General features: G+C 65.7%; 12 protein-coding genes. 10 read left to right on the top strand and 2 right to left on the bottom strand.

Annotation, left to right across the window (positions count from 1 at the left end; genetic code table 11):
* Positions 1-9: 9 nt before the first annotated feature.
* The gene (locus ACZLIB_RS15460; protein ID WP_478468069.1) at positions 10-915 is read right to left on the bottom strand and encodes a segregation and condensation protein A; all 906 of its coding nucleotides are present in this window, start codon (positions 913-915) and stop codon (positions 10-12) included.
* Between the two features lie 375 nt (positions 916-1,290).
* Here ACZLIB_RS15460 and ACZLIB_RS15455 point away from each other — a divergent pair, with 375 nt between their 5' ends.
* The 10 genes from ACZLIB_RS15455 (at position 1,291) to ACZLIB_RS15410 (ending at position 15,147) form a co-directional block, all read left to right on the top strand.
* Positions 1,291-1,590 carry a YciI family protein gene (locus ACZLIB_RS15455; RefSeq protein ID WP_164080200.1) on the top strand — a complete coding sequence of 100 codons (300 nt, stop codon included), beginning with the start codon at positions 1,291-1,293 and terminating at the stop codon, positions 1,588-1,590.
* Positions 1,587-1,862, top strand: a complete 276-nt coding sequence (locus ACZLIB_RS15450; protein WP_434060509.1) for a BolA family protein — start codon at positions 1,587-1,589, stop codon at positions 1,860-1,862. The genes ACZLIB_RS15455 and ACZLIB_RS15450 overlap by 4 nt, the downstream gene beginning before the upstream one ends.
* A 149-nt stretch (positions 1,863-2,011) precedes the next feature.
* Positions 2,012-3,049 (top strand): LacI family DNA-binding transcriptional regulator, encoded by a 1,038-nt coding sequence (locus ACZLIB_RS15445; RefSeq protein WP_032129774.1) that lies wholly within the window; start codon positions 2,012-2,014, stop codon positions 3,047-3,049.
* A 76-nt stretch (positions 3,050-3,125) separates the two neighbouring features.
* Entirely contained in the window at positions 3,126-6,182 is a 3,057-nt protein-coding gene (locus tag ACZLIB_RS15440; protein WP_032129773.1) for a TonB-dependent receptor, read from the top strand.
* 250 nt (positions 6,183-6,432) lie between these two features.
* Positions 6,433-8,037 carry a glucoamylase family protein gene (locus ACZLIB_RS15435; protein ID WP_032129772.1) on the top strand — a complete coding sequence of 535 codons (1,605 nt, stop codon included), beginning with the start codon at positions 6,433-6,435 and terminating at the stop codon, positions 8,035-8,037.
* A gap of 4 nt (positions 8,038-8,041) precedes the next feature.
* Positions 8,042-9,382, top strand: a complete 1,341-nt coding sequence (locus tag ACZLIB_RS15430) for a sugar ABC transporter substrate-binding protein (RefSeq protein ID WP_032129771.1) — start codon at positions 8,042-8,044, stop codon at positions 9,380-9,382.
* Positions 9,379-10,260 (top strand): carbohydrate ABC transporter permease, encoded by an 882-nt coding sequence (locus ACZLIB_RS15425; protein ID WP_006378065.1) that lies wholly within the window; start codon positions 9,379-9,381, stop codon positions 10,258-10,260. The genes ACZLIB_RS15430 and ACZLIB_RS15425 overlap by 4 nt, the downstream gene beginning before the upstream one ends.
* A complete protein-coding gene (locus ACZLIB_RS15420) occupies positions 10,257-11,093 on the top strand; it encodes a carbohydrate ABC transporter permease (protein ID WP_006378064.1) in 837 nt (278 codons plus the stop codon). The genes ACZLIB_RS15425 and ACZLIB_RS15420 overlap by 4 nt, the downstream gene beginning before the upstream one ends.
* Positions 11,090-14,257 (top strand): discoidin domain-containing protein, encoded by a 3,168-nt coding sequence (locus ACZLIB_RS15415; RefSeq protein WP_478468068.1) that lies wholly within the window; start codon positions 11,090-11,092, stop codon positions 14,255-14,257. The genes ACZLIB_RS15420 and ACZLIB_RS15415 overlap by 4 nt, the downstream gene beginning before the upstream one ends.
* 2 nt (positions 14,258-14,259) lie before the next feature.
* A complete protein-coding gene (locus ACZLIB_RS15410; protein WP_049401096.1) occupies positions 14,260-15,147 on the top strand; it encodes an endonuclease/exonuclease/phosphatase family protein in 888 nt (295 codons plus the stop codon).
* Between the two features lie 437 nt (positions 15,148-15,584).
* On the opposite strand, the gene rne is transcribed toward ACZLIB_RS15410, so the two are convergent.
* Positions 15,585-18,830, bottom strand: a complete 3,246-nt coding sequence (gene rne / locus ACZLIB_RS15405; protein WP_478468067.1) for a ribonuclease E — start codon at positions 18,828-18,830, stop codon at positions 15,585-15,587.
* Positions 18,831-18,996: the final 166 nt, after the last annotated feature.

Genomic DNA, 18,996 nt, shown 5'->3' with positions numbered 1-18,996 from the left:
AGTCAGCGCTCACTCGTCTGCATTGGCGGCGTCGTTGTCGTCGAACTCGCTGCTGAACTGCAGCGGGGCGTTGGTGTTGCCGGCGGCCAGCGATTTCACGTAGATCGGCGCCAGCGGTTCTTCCTGGACGATGTCCAGCAGCTGTTCCTTGGCCAGTTCCAGCACCGCCAGGAACGTGACCAGCACGCCCAGCTTGCCTTCTTCGGCCGTGAACAAGCCTTCAAAACGATAGAACTTGCCATCTTCCAGGCGTCCCAGCACTTCGCCCATGCGTTGCCGCACGCTCAGTGCCTCACGCTTGATGGCGTGGCCGCTGAACAGCTCGGCGCGCTTGAGCACGTCGTGCAGCGCCAGCAGCATCTCCTTCAGGTCCACCGGCGGCGGCAGTTTCACCGTAGCGCGTTCGGGCATGAAGGCATGGGCCAGGCTGGTGTCGCGGTCCTGGCGGGGCAGGGCGTCGATGTCCTCGGCGGCCTGCTTGAAACGTTCGTATTCCTGCAGCCGGCGCACCAGCTCGGCGCGCGGGTCGGCTTCATCGCCTTCCTCGCTGACCGGGCGCGGCAGCAGCATGCGCGACTTCACCTCGGCCAGGATCGCGGCCATCACCAGGTACTCGGCGGCCAGCTCGAAGCGCAGCTCGCGCATCACGGTGATGTATTCCACATACTGCCGGGTGATCTCGGCGACGGGAATGTCCAGGACATCCAGGTTCTGGCGGCGGATCAGGTACAGCAGCAGGTCCAGCGGGCCTTCGAAGGCATCCAGGATGACTTCCAGCGCGTCCGGCGGAATGTACAGGTCCTGCGGAATCTGCAGGACCGGTTGCCCATGCACCACGGCCAGCGGCATTTCCTGCTGCTGGGGGGCGGGCGGCCGGGTTGGCGGGTTCGCGTCGGGCGCGAGTTCGGAAGTCATCTAATGGACATCAGGATTGCAACGGACCAGTCGCGGCACCGGGTTCGCCGGGCCAACGCCACGGAGCCCCAGGGCACCAGACACGCCGGGATCGGCGCGATTCCACACATATCAAACAGCAGGACGCGCCGCAGGAAACGGCAGCGACGGAACTACGGGGAGGTCGTCTACGTGGCCCGGCCAGGTGGTCCGGTTTGAAGCAGCGGGACGGTCGTCGGGGGCTGCGTTGGCCGCAAAAACCGACGGGCTGCTGCATCCAGCCACGTGCAATGGAGTCTAGGGTAAGCCTTTGTTGCGCCAGTGTCCAGCCGGGCCGGGGCAGGGGCCGCATTGGCTAGAATCTGCGGACCCGACAACGCAAGCGAGGAAATGCCGGTGTGGTATGTGATCGAAGGGTATGACGGCCAGGATGTGCTGGCGCAGCGGCTGCAGGCGCGGCCGGAACACCTGGCGCGGTTGCACGCGCTGCGCGACGAGGGACGCCTGCTGCTGGCCGGCCCCTGCCCGGCGGTGGACAGTGAAGACCCGGGCCCGGCCGGTTTCAGTGGTTCGGTGGTGATCGCGCAGTTCGAGTCGCTGCTGCAGGCCCAGGCCTGGGCCGACGCCGACCCGTACGTGGTCGCCGGCGTCTACACCCGCGTGCAGGTGCGACCGTTCCGGAAGGTGTTGCCGTGAACGCGGAACGGATCTCGCGAATGCGTGATGCGCTGCAGCATGCGCTGGCGCCGAGCGTGCTCGAGATCGAGGACGACAGCCATCGCCACGCCGGCCATGCCGGTGCGCGCGATGGCCGCGGCCATTTCAACGTACATGTGGTCAGTGAACGCTTCGCCGGACTGGGCCCGCTGGCCCGGCATCGCGCGGTGTACGCCGCGCTGGGGACGATGATGGAGACCGATATCCACGCGTTGTCCATCCGCGCGCAGACCCCGTCAGAACAGGGCTGAGCCCTTGTCCCACGCTGTCCTGGCGGGTCCCTGCGGGGGCTCGCTGCAGACAGATTTCCATGTCCATTTCGGGACATTCGCCTAACGGACTGTTTACAAGCCCAGATGGAAACGCTTACATTCCGCGCCAATGCTGGTAGGTCCAAGCCGTGGAGGGCGGCTTCGTGAACAAGGCAGCTATCACAATCAAAGACGTCGCTCGCGAAGCCCGGGTCTCCGTGGCCACGGTTTCCCGCGCGCTCAACGGGCATGAAAATGTCGCCGAACCGGTCCGCCAGCTTGTGCTGGAGGTGGCCGCACGGCTGCGTTACACCCCGCACGCCGCCGCCCGCAGCCTGAGCAGCCGCCGCACCAATACGGTGGGCGTGGTACTGCCTGACCTGTACGGCGAATTCTTCTCCGAACTGATGCGTGGCATCGACAATGTCGCCCGTAGCCGTCGCCAGCACCTGCTGGTGTCCAGCTACCACGGTGACCAGGAGCAGCAGGGCGCGGCCCTGCGCGCCATGCGCGGCCGCGTCGACGGCCTGCTGGTGCTCTCGCCCTATGCCGAGAGCCCCGGTTTCCTGACCGACAACCTGCCGCAGTCGTTGCCGACGGTGTTGATCAACACCTATCTGCCCGGGCAGGACCACCCGGTGCTGAGCATCGACGACCATGCCGGTGCGATGGCGATGACCCGCCATCTGCTTGACGCTGGCCACCGTCGCATCGCTTTCATTTCTGGCCCGGATCTCAACTTCGACGCGCGCGAGCGCCTGCGCGGCTTCCGTGACGCGCTGGCGGCTTTTGGCGGTGGCGCCGAGGGCATCGAGCTGCCCGGTGATTTCGACGAAGCTTCCGGCCATCGCGCCGGTCAGGAGTTGCTGGCAGCCGGAGCGCTGCCTGATGCCGTGTTCGCCGCCAACGACATGATGGCCCTGGGATGCCTGTATGCATTCACGCAGGCCGGTGTCCGTGTTCCGACCGATGTCGCCCTGGCGGGTTTCGATGATATTCCACTGGCGCGTTTCGTCCACCCGTCGCTGACCACCATGCAGGTCAGCATCGCCGAGCTCGGCGACCGGGCCATGACGCGCCTGCTGCAGTTGATGGACGGCACCTCCACGGACGGGACAGGGGACAAGCAGACCCTGGTTCCCCGCTTGATAGTTCGCGATTCCACCACTCCGCCATCGGGCCATTGAAGCCAGAGGCGTTCCTTCTTTTTTGATTGATCGCAGGGACCGCGCGAGCGGTTACCGCCACCCGGAGATTGAGTTGATGATGCACACCACCTTCCGCACGCCGGCGCGCCGGCTGCTGAGCACCGCACTGGTCAGCTGCCTGATGCTGGCTGCTGCTCCGAACGTCATGGCGCAGTCGGCCAATGCCAGCCTGCGCGGCCAGGTATCCGGCGCCCAGGCCGGTTCTGAAGTCACCGCTACCAACGTGGCCACCGGCACCGTCCGTCGCGGCACCGTCCGTGCCGATGGCAGCTACTCGCTGATGGGCCTGGACCCGGGCACCTACGACGTGGTCGCCAATGGCCAGACCCAGAAGGTCACCGTCACCGTGGCCTCGACCGCCACCCTGAACTTCGCCGGTGCCGCCAGCAGTACCCCGGGTTCGACCGCGGCCACCAACCTGGACACCGTCAACGTTGTCGCGCCGACCCTGCTGCAGGAAGTGCGCACGTCCGAAGTCGGCAAGACCGTCAGCCTGCAGCAGATCCAGACCACGCCGCAGGTCTCGCGCAACTTCCTGGAATTCGCCGACGCGGTGCCGGGCCTGATCTTCACCCGTGATGCCAAGGGCAACACTTCGCTGCGCGGCGGTGCCACCAATGCCGACGGCACCAACGTCTACATCGACGGCGTGGGCCAGAAGAGCTACGTGAAGGGCGGTGGCGTGGCGGGCCAGTCCGGCAGCGCCGGCAATCCGTTCCCGCAGCTGGCCATTGGCGAGTACAAGGTCATCAGCGGCAACTACAAGGCCGAGTACGGCCAGGTCTCCAGTGCTGCCGTCACCGCTGCGACCAAGTCGGGTACCAACGAGTTCAAGGGCGAAGCCTTCTACCGTTACACCAACGACAGCATGCGCGCGATGACCCCGGCCGAACGCCAGCCGAACAAGGGCAAGGAGGATTCGGCGGAGAAGGAATACGGCTTCGCGCTGGGTGGCCCGATCATCCAGGACAAGGCCCACTTCTTCGTGACCTACGAAGCCAAGCGCTTCGACCTGCCGGTGACCATCGCGCCGGATGGTGCGGTCACAGGTGCAGCCGGTCTGCTGCCGGCCATCGGCGCCGCCGGCCTTGGTCCGGCCAGCCAGCCGTTCCAGCAGGACCTGATCTTCGCCAAGATCGACTTCGAGCCGACCGACAATGATCGCATTGAGCTGACCTTCCAGGACCGCGACGAAACCCAGTCGCAGTTCAGTGGCCAGACTTCGCCGGAGGCCGGTCGTGAGGTGGTCAACACCGACCGTCGTTACGCGCTGCGCTGGAACCACAGCGGTGAGCGCTACTACAACGAATTGATGGTTACTCACGAAGATTCGTTCAACAATCCGAACCCGCTGACCCTGGCCAACGGCATCACCTACACCGCGCCGGACGGTCCCGAAGACCGCACCGTGGTGAAGATCGGTGGCGCATCGGCGCTGGATTCGCAGGTGAAGGGCCAGAAGGGCTGGTCGATCGAAGACAACCTGACTCTGGATGGCATCCAGTGGGCTGGCGACCACACCATCAAGATGGGCGTGAAGTACAAGCAGATCGATCTGTACGCTTCCGATGCGGCACAGATCAACCCGACCTTCACCTACTCCCTGGGCGATCCGGACTTCCCTGATTCGATTCCGTACAAGGCGCAGTTCGTCAAGCCGGTGACCGGCGTGTCGGGGGTGTCCGGCGAAGTCCGTTCGAAGTCCAAGCAGTACGGCGTGTTCATCCAGGACGACTGGCAGGTCAACGACCACCTGCAGCTGAACATCGGCCTGCGCTGGGACTACGAAAAGACTCCGACCTACCTGAACTTCGTAACCCCGCAGCAGGTGGTCGACGCCATCTATTCGCAGGATCCGCGTGCGCCTGCCGGCCAGACCTACGCCGATTCGCTGGCGCTGGGCGGCCTGGACATCAGCGACTACATCAGCAACGGTCATAACCGCAAAGCGTTCAAGGATGCCTGGCAGCCGCGCCTGGGCTTCTCGTATGACATCAATGCCGACGAGCAGCACGTGATCCACGGTGGTGCCGGCCGTTCCTACGACCGTGACCTGTTCGACAACCTGCAGCTGGAAACCACCAAGCTGGCCCTGCCGCAGCCGACCATCTACTTCCGCAACCCCAACACCGGCACCTGCATCAACGGCCAGGCCGCCTGCTACAACTGGGATCCGAACCTGCTCAACGGCATCGGCAACCTGCAGTCGCTGGTCGGTGCGACCAGCAATGCCGGTCTGGAAGTCGATCTGTTGAACAACAAGCTGAAGGCGCCGTATTCGGACCAGTTCAGCCTGGGTATGAGCAACCGGATCGGCGAGTGGCTGACCGATGCCACCATCGCACGTACCCTGAGCTACGACGGTTTCGCCTTCACGCTGGGCAACCGTTACCCGACCGGCCAGTTCTTCGATGACCCACGCCTGTGTGGCGGCACCGATCCGGGCCTGAGCCAGGCGTGGAGCTGCAACGTGCCGGGCTTCGGCAGCCTGATCATTGGCCAGCAGGGCATCAAGACCCGTGCAACCCAGGTCCTGCTGTCGGCGCAGAAGCCGTTCACCAAGGAAAGCGGCTGGGGCACCTCGATCGCCTACACCTGGACCACCGCCCGCCACAACCGCGACATCAACGAGAAGTACGCGTTTGACCGCGGCCTGATCGGTGACTATCCGACCATCCGCTCCAACGGCGCGCCGCGCCACCGCCTGGTGGTGACCGGTTCGTACGCGGGCTTCTGGGGCATCACCTTCGGCGGCAAGATCACCCTGGCAACCCCGACTGCCGTCAACGACTGGTATCCGGTGATGCAGGCCAGCGGCTACACCCTGCCGACCCCGCAGGCAGCCGTGCCCAATGCCACCGGCAAGTTCCTGGTGGGTGGCAAGATCTTCGGCTACCGTTCGGTGGACCTGCAGGCGACGAAGACGTTCAAGATGCCGGGCGATACCGAGCTGTACGCGCGTATCGACATCATCAACGTGTTCAACTTCGACAACTTCTCCACCTACAACTACGTCAAGACCAACGGCAAGCTGCAAGCCAGCTACAACGAGACCGGCGAAATCATCGGTACTCCGCGCCAGATCAAGGCCGAAGTGGGCTTCCGCTTCTAAGCCCGGATGTAGATGCACGACCCCGATGCCGCCGGTTCGCCGGCGGCATCGGCAGGAAGAAAAAAGGCAATGGCCGGCCCCGTGCCGGTCCATTGCCCATGCCGCTGCCGGCCAGGCGGCAGCGGCATGGGCAATGATCGCGGTGTCAAACCACGTTTTTCGTGGTTTTTTCAGAACGCATCTTGTAAACGATTTCAGATCATTGGACGGTATGCTTTCCCATCGATCAGACCACCGGAGAAATCGCGCCATGCAGGCACGCCATCTGTTGTCCGCCGCAGCGTTGAGCCTGGCCGTGGCCGCCTGCCAGCCGGCCCAGCAGGAACCTGCCAAGCCGCGGCCGCCGGTGATCCTGATCGAGGCCGACGCACCGCCGCGGCCGATGAAGCCGGTGCTGCCGCCGCTGTTCGATGACATCGAGCGGCGTACCTTCCAGTTCTTCTGGGATACCACCAACGAGATCAACGGCCTGACCCCGGACCGCTATCCGTCGCGGCCGTTCGCCAGCATCGCCTCGGTCGGCTTCGCGCTGACCGCCTATCCGATCGGCATCGAGAACGGCTGGGTCAGCCGCAACCAGGCGATCGACCGCACCCTGACCACGCTGAAGTTCTTCCGCGACGTGCCGATGGGGCCGCAGCGCACCGGCAAGGCCGGCTACAAGGGCTTCTACTACCACTTCCTGGACATGCAGGAAGGCCGTCGCTACGACAGCTGGGTTGAACTGTCCTCGGTGGATACCGCGCTGCTGATGATGGGCGTGCTGTTCGCGCAGTCGTACTACGACGGTGACGATCCGCGCGAGAAGGAGATCCGCCAGATCGCCGACACGTTGTACAAGAAGGTCGACTGGCCGTGGCTGCAGCAGCGTGCGCCGCTGATCTCGATGGGCTGGTTCCCGGAGAGCGGCTTCATCGACCACGACTGGATGGGCTACAACGAGGCGATGATGGTCTACATCCTCGCCCTGGGGTCGCCGACGCACCCGGTCAGCCCGGATGCGTGGACGGTGTGGACGCGCACCTACGACAACGACTGGGGCGTCTACCAGGGCCAGGAATACCTGTCCTTCGGCCCGCTGTTCGGCCACCAGTACAGCCATGTCTGGATCGACTTCCGCGATATCCAGGACGCGTACATGCGCGAGCGCGGCAGCACCTACTTCCTCAACAGCCGCTCGGCTGCGCTGGCCCAGCGCGAGTACGCCATCGCCAACCCGATGCAGTGGAAGGACTATGGCGAGAACGTATGGGGCCTGACCGCCAGCGACGGCCCGCAGAACACCACCCAGGAGTACCGCGGCGAGCAGCGCCAGTTCCGCCACTACTCCTCGCGCGGCGCCGGCCTGCGCGAGAACTTCGATGACGGCACCATTGCCCCCACCGCCGCGATCGCCTCGGTGGTGTTCGCGCCCGAGCAGGTGATCCCGGCTACGCTGGAAATGCACAAGCGCTACGGCGACTACATCTATTCCAGCTACGGTTTCCTGGATTCGTTCAACCCCAGCTTCAACTACGACATCCCGATCAAGACTGGCCGCCTGGTGCCGGATCGTGGCTGGGTCGCCAGCGATTACATCGCCATCGACCAGGGCCCGATCCTGACCATGATCGCCAACTACCGCGATGACTTCGTCTGGGAAGTGATGAAGAAGAACCCGTACATCCGCAAGGGCCTGGAACGGGCCGGGTTCAGCGGTGGCTGGCTGGCACCGGAAGGTTCGTTCCAGCCGCTGGAACTGCAGAAAGACGAAAAGGCCGCGGCGGCACGCGCGGTGGGTATCGCCGAATCACGCGCGGCTGCCGCGCAGGAACAGAAGAACAATGCCAACCGCAATACAGGCCAGGGCAAGTAACCCGATGCCGAACTGGATCGACCGCCTGCGCCGCTGGGCGCTGCCTGCCCTGGCCGTGTTGGCCGTGGCCGGCTGCGCCCGTACCGAACCGGGCACCACCACCGTGCGCTTCTGGGCGATGGGCCGCGAAGCCGAGGTGGTCAGCGAGCTGATCCATGAATTCGAGGCCGAGAATCCGGGCATCAAGGTGGATGTGCAGAACATTCCGTGGACCGCCGCGCACGAGAAGCTGCTGACCGCGTTCGCCGCGGACGGCCTGCCGGACGTGTGCCAGCTGGGCAACACCTGGGTGCCGGAGTTCGCCGAACTGGACGCGCTGACGCCGCTGCAGCCGTTCGTGCAGCGTTCGTCCGTGGTCGACCCGAAGGACTATTTCCAGGGCATCTGGGATACCAATGTGATCCACGGCGAACTGGTAGGCGTGCCGTGGTACGTCGACACCCGCCTGATCTACTACCGCAAGGACCTGCTGGCCAAGGCCGGCTACGACCACCCGCCGCGCACCTGGCAGGAGTGGGACGAGCAGATGGCGGCGATCAAGCGCATGCAGGGCCCGAACCGCTATGCGGTGCTGATGCCGATCAACGAGTTCGAGCAGCAGCTTTCGCTGGCACTGCAGCAGCCTGATCCGTTGCTGCGCGACGACGACACCCGCGGCAATTTCGCCAGCCCGGGCTTCCGTCGCACGCTGGCCTTCTACGCCAACATGTTCGAGCAGGGCTGGGCGCCGAAGATGTCCGAGACGCAGATTTCCAACGTCTGGGATGAGTTCTTCCGTGGCTTCAACGTGTTCTACATTTCCGGCCCCTGGAACATCCGCGAGTTCAAGAAGCTGCAGCCGAAGGAACTTGAAGGGCAGTGGGGTACGGCCGCGCTGCCGGGTCCGGACGGCCCGGGCGCCGGTATTGCCGGTGGTACCAGCCTGGTGATCTTCCGCAAGTCGCAGCAGAAGGAGGCGTCGTGGAAGCTGATCGAGTTCCTGTCGCGACCCGAAATCCAGGCGCGCTTCCATTCGATCATCGGCGACCTGCCGCCGCGCCGCAGTACCTGGAACGCGCCGTCGCTGGCCAACGATCCGCTGGCCGCTGCGTTCCGTGACCAGCTGGAGCGGGTCAAGCCGACGCCGAAGGTGCTTGAGTGGGAGCGCATCGTGCAGGAAATGCGCATCGTCACCGAGAAGGTGGTGCGTGGTGGCCTGGCGCAGGACAAGGCCGTGGAAGAGCTGGACCAGCGCGTGGACAAGGTGCTGGCCAAGCGCCGCTGGATGCATGAACAACAACGCCTGCAGCAGCGCGTGCCGTCGCCGCAATCGAGCAGTGCCGTGGCCGCCGGGAGCGCGCAATGAAACGTACCTCGCTTGCCGGCTGGATTTTCGCCGGTCCCTCGCTGATCGTGCTGGGCATGTTCTTCGGCCTGCCGGTCGCCTCGGCGCTGGCGCTGAGCGTGACCGATTTCGACCTGTATGCCTTGGCCGACAGCAGCAACCTGCGCTTCGTCGGCCTCGGCAACTACATCGATCTGCTGCAGACGCCGATGTTCTGGAAGTCGCTGTGGAACACCACCTACTTCGTGTTGATCGGCGTGCCGTTGTCGATCGGCGTATCGCTGGGCGCAGCCATGCTGCTGAATGCACCTGCCGCGCGTTTCAAGGCGCTGTTCCGCACCGCGCTGTTCGCGCCGGTGGTGACCACACTGGTGGCGGTGGCGGTGATCTGGCGCTACCTGTTCCATACCAGCTACGGCCTGGTGAACTACGGCCTGGGCCACCTGGGCATCAGCCCGATCGACTGGCTGGGTGATCCCAACTGGGCGATGCCGACCATCATGCTGTTCGCAGTGTGGAAGAACTTTGGCTACAACATGGTGATCTTCCTGGCCGGCCTGCAGGCCATCCCGCATGACCTGTACGAGGCCGCCCGCATCGACGGTGCCTCGCGCTGGAAGCAGTTCCTGCACATCACCCTGCCGATGCTCGGCCCGGTGCTGCTGGTGGTCGGCGTGATCACCGTGTCCGGCTACTTCCAGCTGTTCGCCGAACCGTATGTGATGACCCGCGGCGACCCACTGCAGAGCACCGTCAGCGTGCTGTATTTCATGTTCGAGGAAGGCTTCAAGTGGTGGAACCTGGGACGCGCCTCCGCGGTGGCGTTCCTGCTGTTCCTGATCATCCTTGCGGTGACCACCGTGATGCTGCGTTTCGGCCGCAAGAGGCAGTTGGTATGAGTCGTGAAATCGGCCAGTCGCGCTGGTACCCGTGGTTGATCAATGGTGCGTTGCTGGTGCTGGCCCTGGTCAGCCTGGCACCGCTGCTGTGGATGCTCTCGGTGTCGTTCATGCCACAGGGCGAGGCGACCCATTTCCCGCCGCCGCTGCTGCCGTCCAGCATCACCACGCGCAACTACCATGAGTTGTTCGCGCGCACCGGCATGGGCGGCAACTTCGCCAACAGCCTGCTGGTGTCGGTCGGCATCACCCTGGGTTCGCTGCTGCTCAACACCATGGCCGGCTATGCCTTCGCCAAGCTGAACTTCGTCGGCCGCGAGCGCCTGTTCCAGGTGCTGATGGCGGCGCTGGTGATTCCGGCCCAGGTGGCGATGCTGCCGCTGTTCCTGCTGATGAAGCAGCTCGGTCTGGTCAACAGTTTCGGCGGCGTGATCGTGCCGGCGCTGGCCAGCGTGTTCGGCATCTTCCTGGTGCGCCAGTACGCGCGTTCCATTCCGGACGAACTGCTGGAAGCGGCCCGCATCGACGGGGCAGGGGAGCTGCGGATCTTCTTCCAGATCGTGCTGCCGATGCTCAAGCCGGTGCTGGTGACCCTGGCGATCTTCACCTTCATGGGCGCATGGAACGATTTCATGTGGCCGTTGATCGTGTTGACCGACCAGGAGCACTACACTTTGCCGGTGGCGCTGGCCACCCTCTCGCGCGAGCACATCATGGACGTGGAAATGATGATGGCCGGCGCGGTGGTCACCGTGGTCCCGGTGCTGGCGCTGTTCCTGGTGCTGCAGCGGTACTACATCCAAGGTCTGTTGCTGGGGAGCGTCAAAGGATGAAGCGAGCGATCGCCGTTGGACTGGGCCTGTTGTGGACCTCCCTGGCGATCGCCGCACCACCGGCGCTGCCGGCACCGAAGGTGCTGGACGACTTCGACGACATCGCAGCCTGGAAGCTGGTGCTGTCCGACCAGGTCAGCGGTTCGCTGCGGCCGGTCAGCGGCGCCGGTGGTGGCCGCGCGCTGTGCCTGGACTATGACTTCCACGATGTCTCCGGTTACGTCGGCATCCGCCGCGCGCTGAACATCGAATACCCGGTCAATTACCGTTTCGGTTTCCAGCTGCGCGGTGATTCACCGGGCAACGACCTGCAGTTCAAGCTGATCGATGCCAGCGGCGACAACGTCTGGTGGGTCAATCGTCCCGGCTACAGTTTCCCCAAGGCGTGGACGCCGGTCGAGTATCGCCGTCGCCAGATCGACAAGGCGTGGGGGCCGTCGCCCGAGAAAGAGATGGCACGCAGCGCTGCGGTCGAGTTCACGATCTACAGCAAGGTCGGCGGCCGCGGCACGGTGTGCTTCGACAAGCTGACCCTGCAGGGCCTGCCAGCCCAGGATGACTCGGCGCTGGTGCCGTCGGTGATCGCTGATACCGCCACCGCGCTGCAGGACCGCATGATCGACGGCAAGAGCGATACGTTCTGGATCAGCGGTGGCGTCAAGCAACAGACCATCAGCCTGGACCTGCACAAGAGCCGCGAGATCGGTGGTGCGGTGATCGACTGGCTGCCGAACCTGGAAGCCCGCCGCTACACCGTGCGCACCTCCGAGGATGGCCGCGACTGGCGCACCGTGCGCGAAGTCACCAGTGGTGCCGGTGGCCGCGACTGGCTGGCGCTGCCGGACACCGATGCGCGCTACGTGCGCTTCGATCTGCAGGACGGCCCGAACTGGCGCTACGGCATCCGCGACATCGCGCTCAAGCCGCTGGCCTTTGCTTCCACCCCGAACGCATTCCTGTCCTCGGTCGCCGCCGACCTGCCACGGGGCTCGCTGCCTCGTGCCTATGTGGGCGAGCAGCCGTACTGGACCCTGCTCGGCCTTGATGGTGGCCAGGAACAGGCATTGATCAGCGAGGATGGCGCACTGGAGCCGGCCAAGGGCAGCTTCAGCATCGAGCCGTTCATCCGCCTCGATGGCAAGCTGCTGGACTGGTCGAAGGTGGCCATCACCCAGTCGCTGCAGGATCACTACCTGCCGATCGCCAACGTCGACTGGGTGCATGAGAAGGTCGGCCTGGCAGTGACCAGCTTCGTGCAGGGTACGCCGGAGCGCGCGCAGCTGATCGGCCGCTACCGCCTGAGCAATCCGGACAAGGTCGCGCACGAGTACACCCTGGCGCTGGCGATCCGCCCGTGGCAGGTCAACCCGCCCACCCAGTTCCTCAACACCGTCGGTGGTTTCAGCCGCATCGATGTACTGGACGTGGGTGAGCAGCTGGTGCGGGTCAACGGTGAGCCGCGCATCTACCCGCTGCAGGTGCCGGACGCGCGCTTTGCCAGTACGTTCGACGGCAAGCTTGATGCGATGCATCTGGAAAGCGGCACATACCCGGCGACCACAGCGGTGAAGGACAGCACCGGCATGGCGTCGGGTGCGCTGATGTACACGATCAAGCTGGAGCCCGGCCAGAGCCGTGAAGTGGCGGTGGTGCTGCCACAGACCGGTGGCTGGGCACCGCAGGCGCTGGACGTGGCCAAGGCGCAGGCGCAGGTGGCCGAGCAGTGGCGCAAGAAGCTGGGCGTGGTCTCGCTGCAGGTGCCGGCTGCGGGCCAGGCGCTGGTGGATACCCTGCGCACCGCGGTCGCGCACATGCTGATCTCGCGCGTCGGCCCACGCCTGCAGCCAGGCACGCGTTCGTATGCGCGCAGCTGGATCCGCGATGGCGCGATGATTTCCGAGGGCCTGCTGCGCATGGGCCGCAGTGATGCGGTGCGCGACTACATCAACTGGTATGCGCCGTATCAGTTCGAGAACGGCAAGGTGCCGTGCTGCGTCGATGCCCGCGGCAGCGACCCGGTGCCGGAGAACGACAGCCATGGCGAGTTGATCTACAGCATCGCCGAGTACGGGCGCTACACCGGCGACAGCACTTTCACCGAGCTGATGTGGCCGCATGTGCAGGGCGCCTACGGCTACATGGAGCAGCTGCGCGCCAGCGAGCGCACCGAGGAGAACCGGGCACGCAACCCGGCCTTCTACGGCATGATGCCGGCCTCGATCAGCCACGAAGGCTATTCGGCCAAGCCGATGCACTCGTACTGGGACAACTTCTGGGCACTGCGCGGCTACAAGGACGCGGCCCTGCTGGCGACCCAGCTGGGCAAGGTCGAGGCGATGCAGATCGCCGAGTCGCGCGACCAGTTCCGGGATGATCTGCAGGCCTCGCTGCTGTCCGCGATGCAGCAGCACAACATCGACTACCTGCCGGGCTCGGCCGAGCTGGGTGACTTCGACGCGACCTCGACGACCATCGCACTGGCCCCGGGCGGCGAACAGGGCAGGTTGCCGCAGCAGGCGCTGGAGGCGACCTTCGAACGCTACTGGAACGAGTTCGTTGCCCGTCGCGACGGCAAGCGCGAGTGGAAGGACTACACCCCGTACGAGTGGCGCAACGTGGCCGCGTTCGTGCGCCTGGGCTGGCGCGATCGCGCTTGGCAGGCCACCGAGTTCTTCTTCAAGGACCGCGCACCGCAGGCCTGGAACCAGTGGGCCGAAGTGGTTTCGCGCACGCCGCGCAGGCCGTTCTTCGTCGGTGACCTGCCGCATGCCTGGGTGGCCTCGGACTTCGTGCGCTCGGCTTTGGACATGTTCGCCTACAACCGCGACATGGACGAGTCACTGGTGCTGGCCGCCGGCGTACCGACCGCGTGGCTGCAGGGCGAGGGCATCGCCGTGCAAGGCCTGCGTACGCCGCAGGGCCAGCTCAACTACCGCCTGCAGCGCAGCGACAAGCAGCTGGTGCTGGAGGTGCAGCCGGGCCTGGTGCCACCGCTGGGAGGCGTGGTGTTGCCGTGGCCATACGCCGGTGATCCGGGCGAGGCGAGTATCAACGGCGAAGCAGCCGAGTGGGTCAACAAGGAACTGCACGTGCACCAGCTGCCGGCGCGGGTTGAGATCGACGTACCGAGCGCAGTGCGCCGCGCCGAGCGCAAGGGGCAGTAACGATGAAGCAACAGGGGGCAAGGGTGCGCACGTCGGTGCGTGCCCTGGGGCTGGCAATTGCATTGGCAGTGCCGGGCGCGGTGATGGCGGCCGAGCCGGCTGCCGCGAACGCGGCGCCCGACGTTGCCAGCGCAGCGGGCATGAGCATGGTCACCTTCAACCTGCATCATGATCGCGAAGACTGGCCGAGCCGGCGCCGCACCATCCTGGCCGAGCTCAAGCGCCTGCAGCCGGACGCGGTTGCCCTGCAGGAGGTGATCCAGCGCCGCAACGTGCGAAACCAGGCGCAATGGCTGGCCAGCCAACTCGGCTACAAGTACGTGTTCGTGTCCACCGATCCGGTCGGGGCACCCAAGCGCTACGGCAATGCACTGCTGACCCGGCGGCCGATCCTCGCCCAGGGGGATCATCTGCTGCTGCCGTTGGACGACTACCGCACCGTGGCTCACCTGCGCATCGACGTCGACGGCACGCCGGTGAACGTCTACGCCACGCATCTGAACGAGCGCAGCGATGAGAGTGGGCAGCGCATCCGTCGCACCCAGGTCGAGGACCTGCTGCGCTTCATCACCACGACGTCGGCCGGTGCGCCGGTGGTGATCGCGGGCGACTTCAATGCGCTGGTGGATGCCGGCGACCTGAGCGAGCTGCGCAGCCACTACGGCGACAGCTACGGCAGCGTGCACGTCAATACCGACCTGTCCGGGGTCAGTACGCTCAACCGCCACTATTACCAGGCGCCTTCGCGGATCGACCACATCTTCTTCCAGCAGGACGAGATGGTCGCGCGTGAGGCGAAGCTGCTGTTCGACCAGCCCGATGACAGCGGACGCTGGGCCTCGGACCACTACGGCGTGTGGACCCGGTTGCAGTTCGCACCGAAGCCCTGACGGAGCAGGCTCCGGCAGGTGCCAACCTTGGTTGGCACGAACGTGTCCGCGTGCACTGAATCAACGGCGCCAACCAAGGTTGGCCTCTACCAAAGCAGTGACCGTGCGCGGGTTGTGCGCTGGTTGGCCTCCACCAAAGCAGTGACCGTGTGCGGGGTGTGCCCTGGTAGGTGCCAACCTTGGTTGGCACGAACGTGTCCGCGTGCACTGAATCAACGGCGCCAACCAAGGTTGGCCTCTACCTAAGCCGTGATCGTGCGCGGGGTGTGCGCTGGTGGGTGCCAACCTTGGTTGGCACGGACGTGTCCGCGTGCACTGAATCAACGGCGCCAACCAAGGTTGGCCTCTACCAAAGCGAAGCCAGCGCCAAACGCACACACAAAAACGGCGGGGATCATTGATCCCCGCCGTTTCGTTTTCACGCGATCAAGGAGCGATCAGTTCGCCGACGGCGTGCGCTTGGCGGCCTCTTCGTCTTCTTCATCGGTCTTGGCTTCTGCGGCCTGGGCCGCAGCGTCGGCATGGCCATCGGCGACCAGGTCGATCGACGGCGTCACCACCGCTTCGGCGACCGGGGCAGCGGCCTCGATCGGCGCGGCTTCCACCGCCACCGGAGCGACCGGCTGTTCGGCGGCCACGACGGGCTCGACGACCGGCGTGGCTTCAACCACCGGCGCAGCCTCAACGGCCACCGGCTTGGCTTCAACTGCCGCAGCGGCTTCAACGATCTCTGGCTTGGCTTCAACGACCGGCGCAGCCTCGACCGCCGCCGGCTTCGCTTCGATCACCGGAGCGGCTTCAACCACCGGGGCGGCTGCAACTGCGACCGGCTTTGCTTCGGTCACCGGCGCGGCAGCGGCTACCGGCTGGGCCGGGGTCGCGGCGTCGATGGCATCGAGCATGCTGGTCTGCACCGGCGAGGACACCGCTTCGGTCTTCGCAGCAGCTTCGACCGGGGCCTGCACTTCAGCCACGACCGGGGCGGCGGCTTCGACCACAGCGCTGCTCACCACGGCAACCGGTGCGGCGGCAACAGCGGCGGCAGCACGGACCGGTTTCGCGGCATCGGCAGCGGCCGGTTCGGCTTCGTCATCGAAGTCGAACTCCGGCTGCGAACGGGCCGGCTGCGCAGCAGCGACCGGCGCAGTGCCGGCAGTGCTGTCGACGCTCGGCTCGGCGCCGTCGGCGTCGTCACCGTCGTCACCATCGTCCTGGTCATCGCCCAGAGCGTCGCTGCCGGCGGCGTTCTCGGCGCCACCGCGACGACGGCGACGGCCACCGCGACGGCCGCGACGACGGCGGGTCGCACCTTCGCCGGTCTGCTCGCCATTGGCGTCGGTTGCAGCCTCTTCACCGGCAACCGCAACCACCTCGGTCTCGCTGGCGGCGTTGGCAGTGGTGTCGACCGGTGCTGCGGCTTCGGCCGGAGCGGCGGCCACCGGAGCAACCGGCGCGGTCGCTTCCTGCGCGGTCACCGTATTGGCGGCGACCGCCGTGGCGGCCACGGCTGCAGCCGCGGTCACGGCTTCGGCCGGTGCTTCTGCGGCGTTGCGCTGCGGCTTCTCGGCCGGCTTGTCACCGTCCTGCTGCGGGCGCGGCTGCTTCGGCTGCTTCAGCTTCGGCTGCTGCGGGTTCTGGCCCTGCTGCTCGTTGCGCGGCTTGTTCTGCTGCTGCGGCTGCTGCTGGCCATCCTTCTGCTGCGGCTCCTTCTGCTTGCCCTGCTGCGGCTGCTGCTGGGCATTGCCGTTGTTACCGTTGCGGCCGTCCTTGCTGCGCTGCTCACCGCGCTCCTTGCGGTTGCCGCCGTCCTTCTGCTGCTGCACGTTGCCGTTGCCGCCGTTGCCACGGTTGTCGTCGCGACGGTCCTTGCGGTCCTTGTTGCGATCCTTGTTGCGGTCCTTGCGGCCGCCGTCCTGCTGCTGGCGGGCGACCGGAGCCGCCGGTGCCGGTGCCGGCGCCGGTTCGCCACCGAACACGCGCTTGAGCCAACCGATCACGCCGCCGCTCGGGGCCGCTGCAACCGGCGCTGCCACGACCGGGGCCGGTGCCGCTGCGGCCGGCTCCACTTCCTCGCGCACCGGAGCGGGGGAGGTGTGCTTGACCTGGGTCACGGCCGGCGGCGGGATGTTCAACTGGCCCTTGGTCAGGGCGTGCACCGGCAGCTTGCGCGGGGTGCCGCGCTGGTAGCTGGGCTTGTTGCTCTCTTCACCCAGCTCGTTCTCACGCAGGCGGGTGACGGTGTAGTGCGGGGTGTGCAGCTGCTCGTCGGCGACGATCACGATCGGCGCCTCGTGGCGCTGCTCGATCTCACGCAGGGCGCTGCGCTTTTCGTTCAACAGGTAGTTGGCGATCTCCACCGGGGCCTGCACCAGCACCTGCCCGGTGTTCTCCTTCATCGCATGCTCTTCGGCAACGCGGATGATCGACAGCGACAGCGACTCGACGCTGCGCATGCGGCCGTGGCCGTCGCAACGCGGGCAGACGATCTGGCTGGACTCGCCCAAGCTCGGGCGCAGGCGCTGGCGGCTCATTTCCAACAGGCCGAAGCGCGAGATGCGGCCGACCTGCACGCGCGCACGGTCGTACTTCAGCGCGTTGGCCAGGCGGTTCTCGACCTCACGCTGGTGCTTGTTGGAGGCCATGTCGATGAAGTCGATCACCACCAGGCCGCCCAGGTCACGCAGGCGCAGCTGGCGGGCCACTTCCTCGGCCGCTTCCAGGTTGGTCTGGAAGGCGGTGTCCTCGATGTCGCTGCCCTTGGTGGCGCGCGAGGAGTTCACGTCGACGGCGGTCAGCGCTTCGGTCTGGTCGACCACGATCGAGCCGCCCGACGGCAGGCGCACGTTGCGCTCGTAGGCGCCTTCGATCTGCGATTCGATCTGGAAGCGGTTGAACAGCGGGATGTCGTCCTTGTAATGCTTGAGCTTGCGCAGGGTCTGCGGCATCACCTGCTGCATGAACTCGCGGGCGTGCTCGTACATCTCCTCGGTGTCCACCAGGATCTCGCCGATGTCGGCGCGCAGGTAGTCACGCAGGGCGCGCACGATCAGGCGCGATTCCTGGTAGATCAGGAACGGGGCCGGCTTGCTCAATGCGGCTTCGGCGATGGCGCGCCAGACGTTGAGCAGGTAATCCAGATCCCACTGCAGCTCTTCCGCATCGCGGCCGACGCCGGCGGTACGGATGATCACGCCCATGTCGTCGGGGATGTTCAGCTTGTCCAGGGCGTCCTTCAGGGCGGCCCGGTCTTCGCCCTCGATGCGACGGGAGACACCGCCGGCGCTGGGCGAGTTCGGCATCAGCACCATGTAACGGCCGGCCAGCGAGATGAACGTGGTCAGGGCGGCGCCCTTGTTGCCACGCTCTTCCTTGTCGACCTGGACAACGATCTCCTGGCCTTCCTTCAGCAGTTCGCGGATGCCGGCCTTGTTGTGGTCGACACCGGCCTGGAAGTAATCGCGGGAGATTTCCTTCAGCGGCAGGAAGCCATGGCGGCCGCCACCGTATTCAACGAAGGCCGCTTCCAGCGAGGGCTCGATGCGGAAGATCCGGCCCTTGTAGATGTTGGACTTCTTCTGTTCCTTCGACGGCTGCTCGATGTCGATGTCATACAACGACTGGCCATCCACGATGGCAACACGCAGCTCTTCAGCCTGCGTGGCGTTGATCAGCATTCGCTTCATTGTTGCGTTCCTCGCAAGCGGCTACCGCGCGGAACGCCATGGGGTTTCGCCTCTGGACACGGTTCGCCGCCCATTCGCGCAAGCGCGGGGAGGGCGGCTTGGGTTTCCAGCGCTACGACACCACGGCAGGCCGCGGGAGCGCTTCACTCTTATGGGTTTTGGGGTG

It is taken from the genome of Stenotrophomonas sp. 220_Sma, from assembly GCF_056487375.1.
Note: the sequence above shows the minus strand (reverse complement) of the source record. Positions and strands in the feature narration are given on the sequence as shown.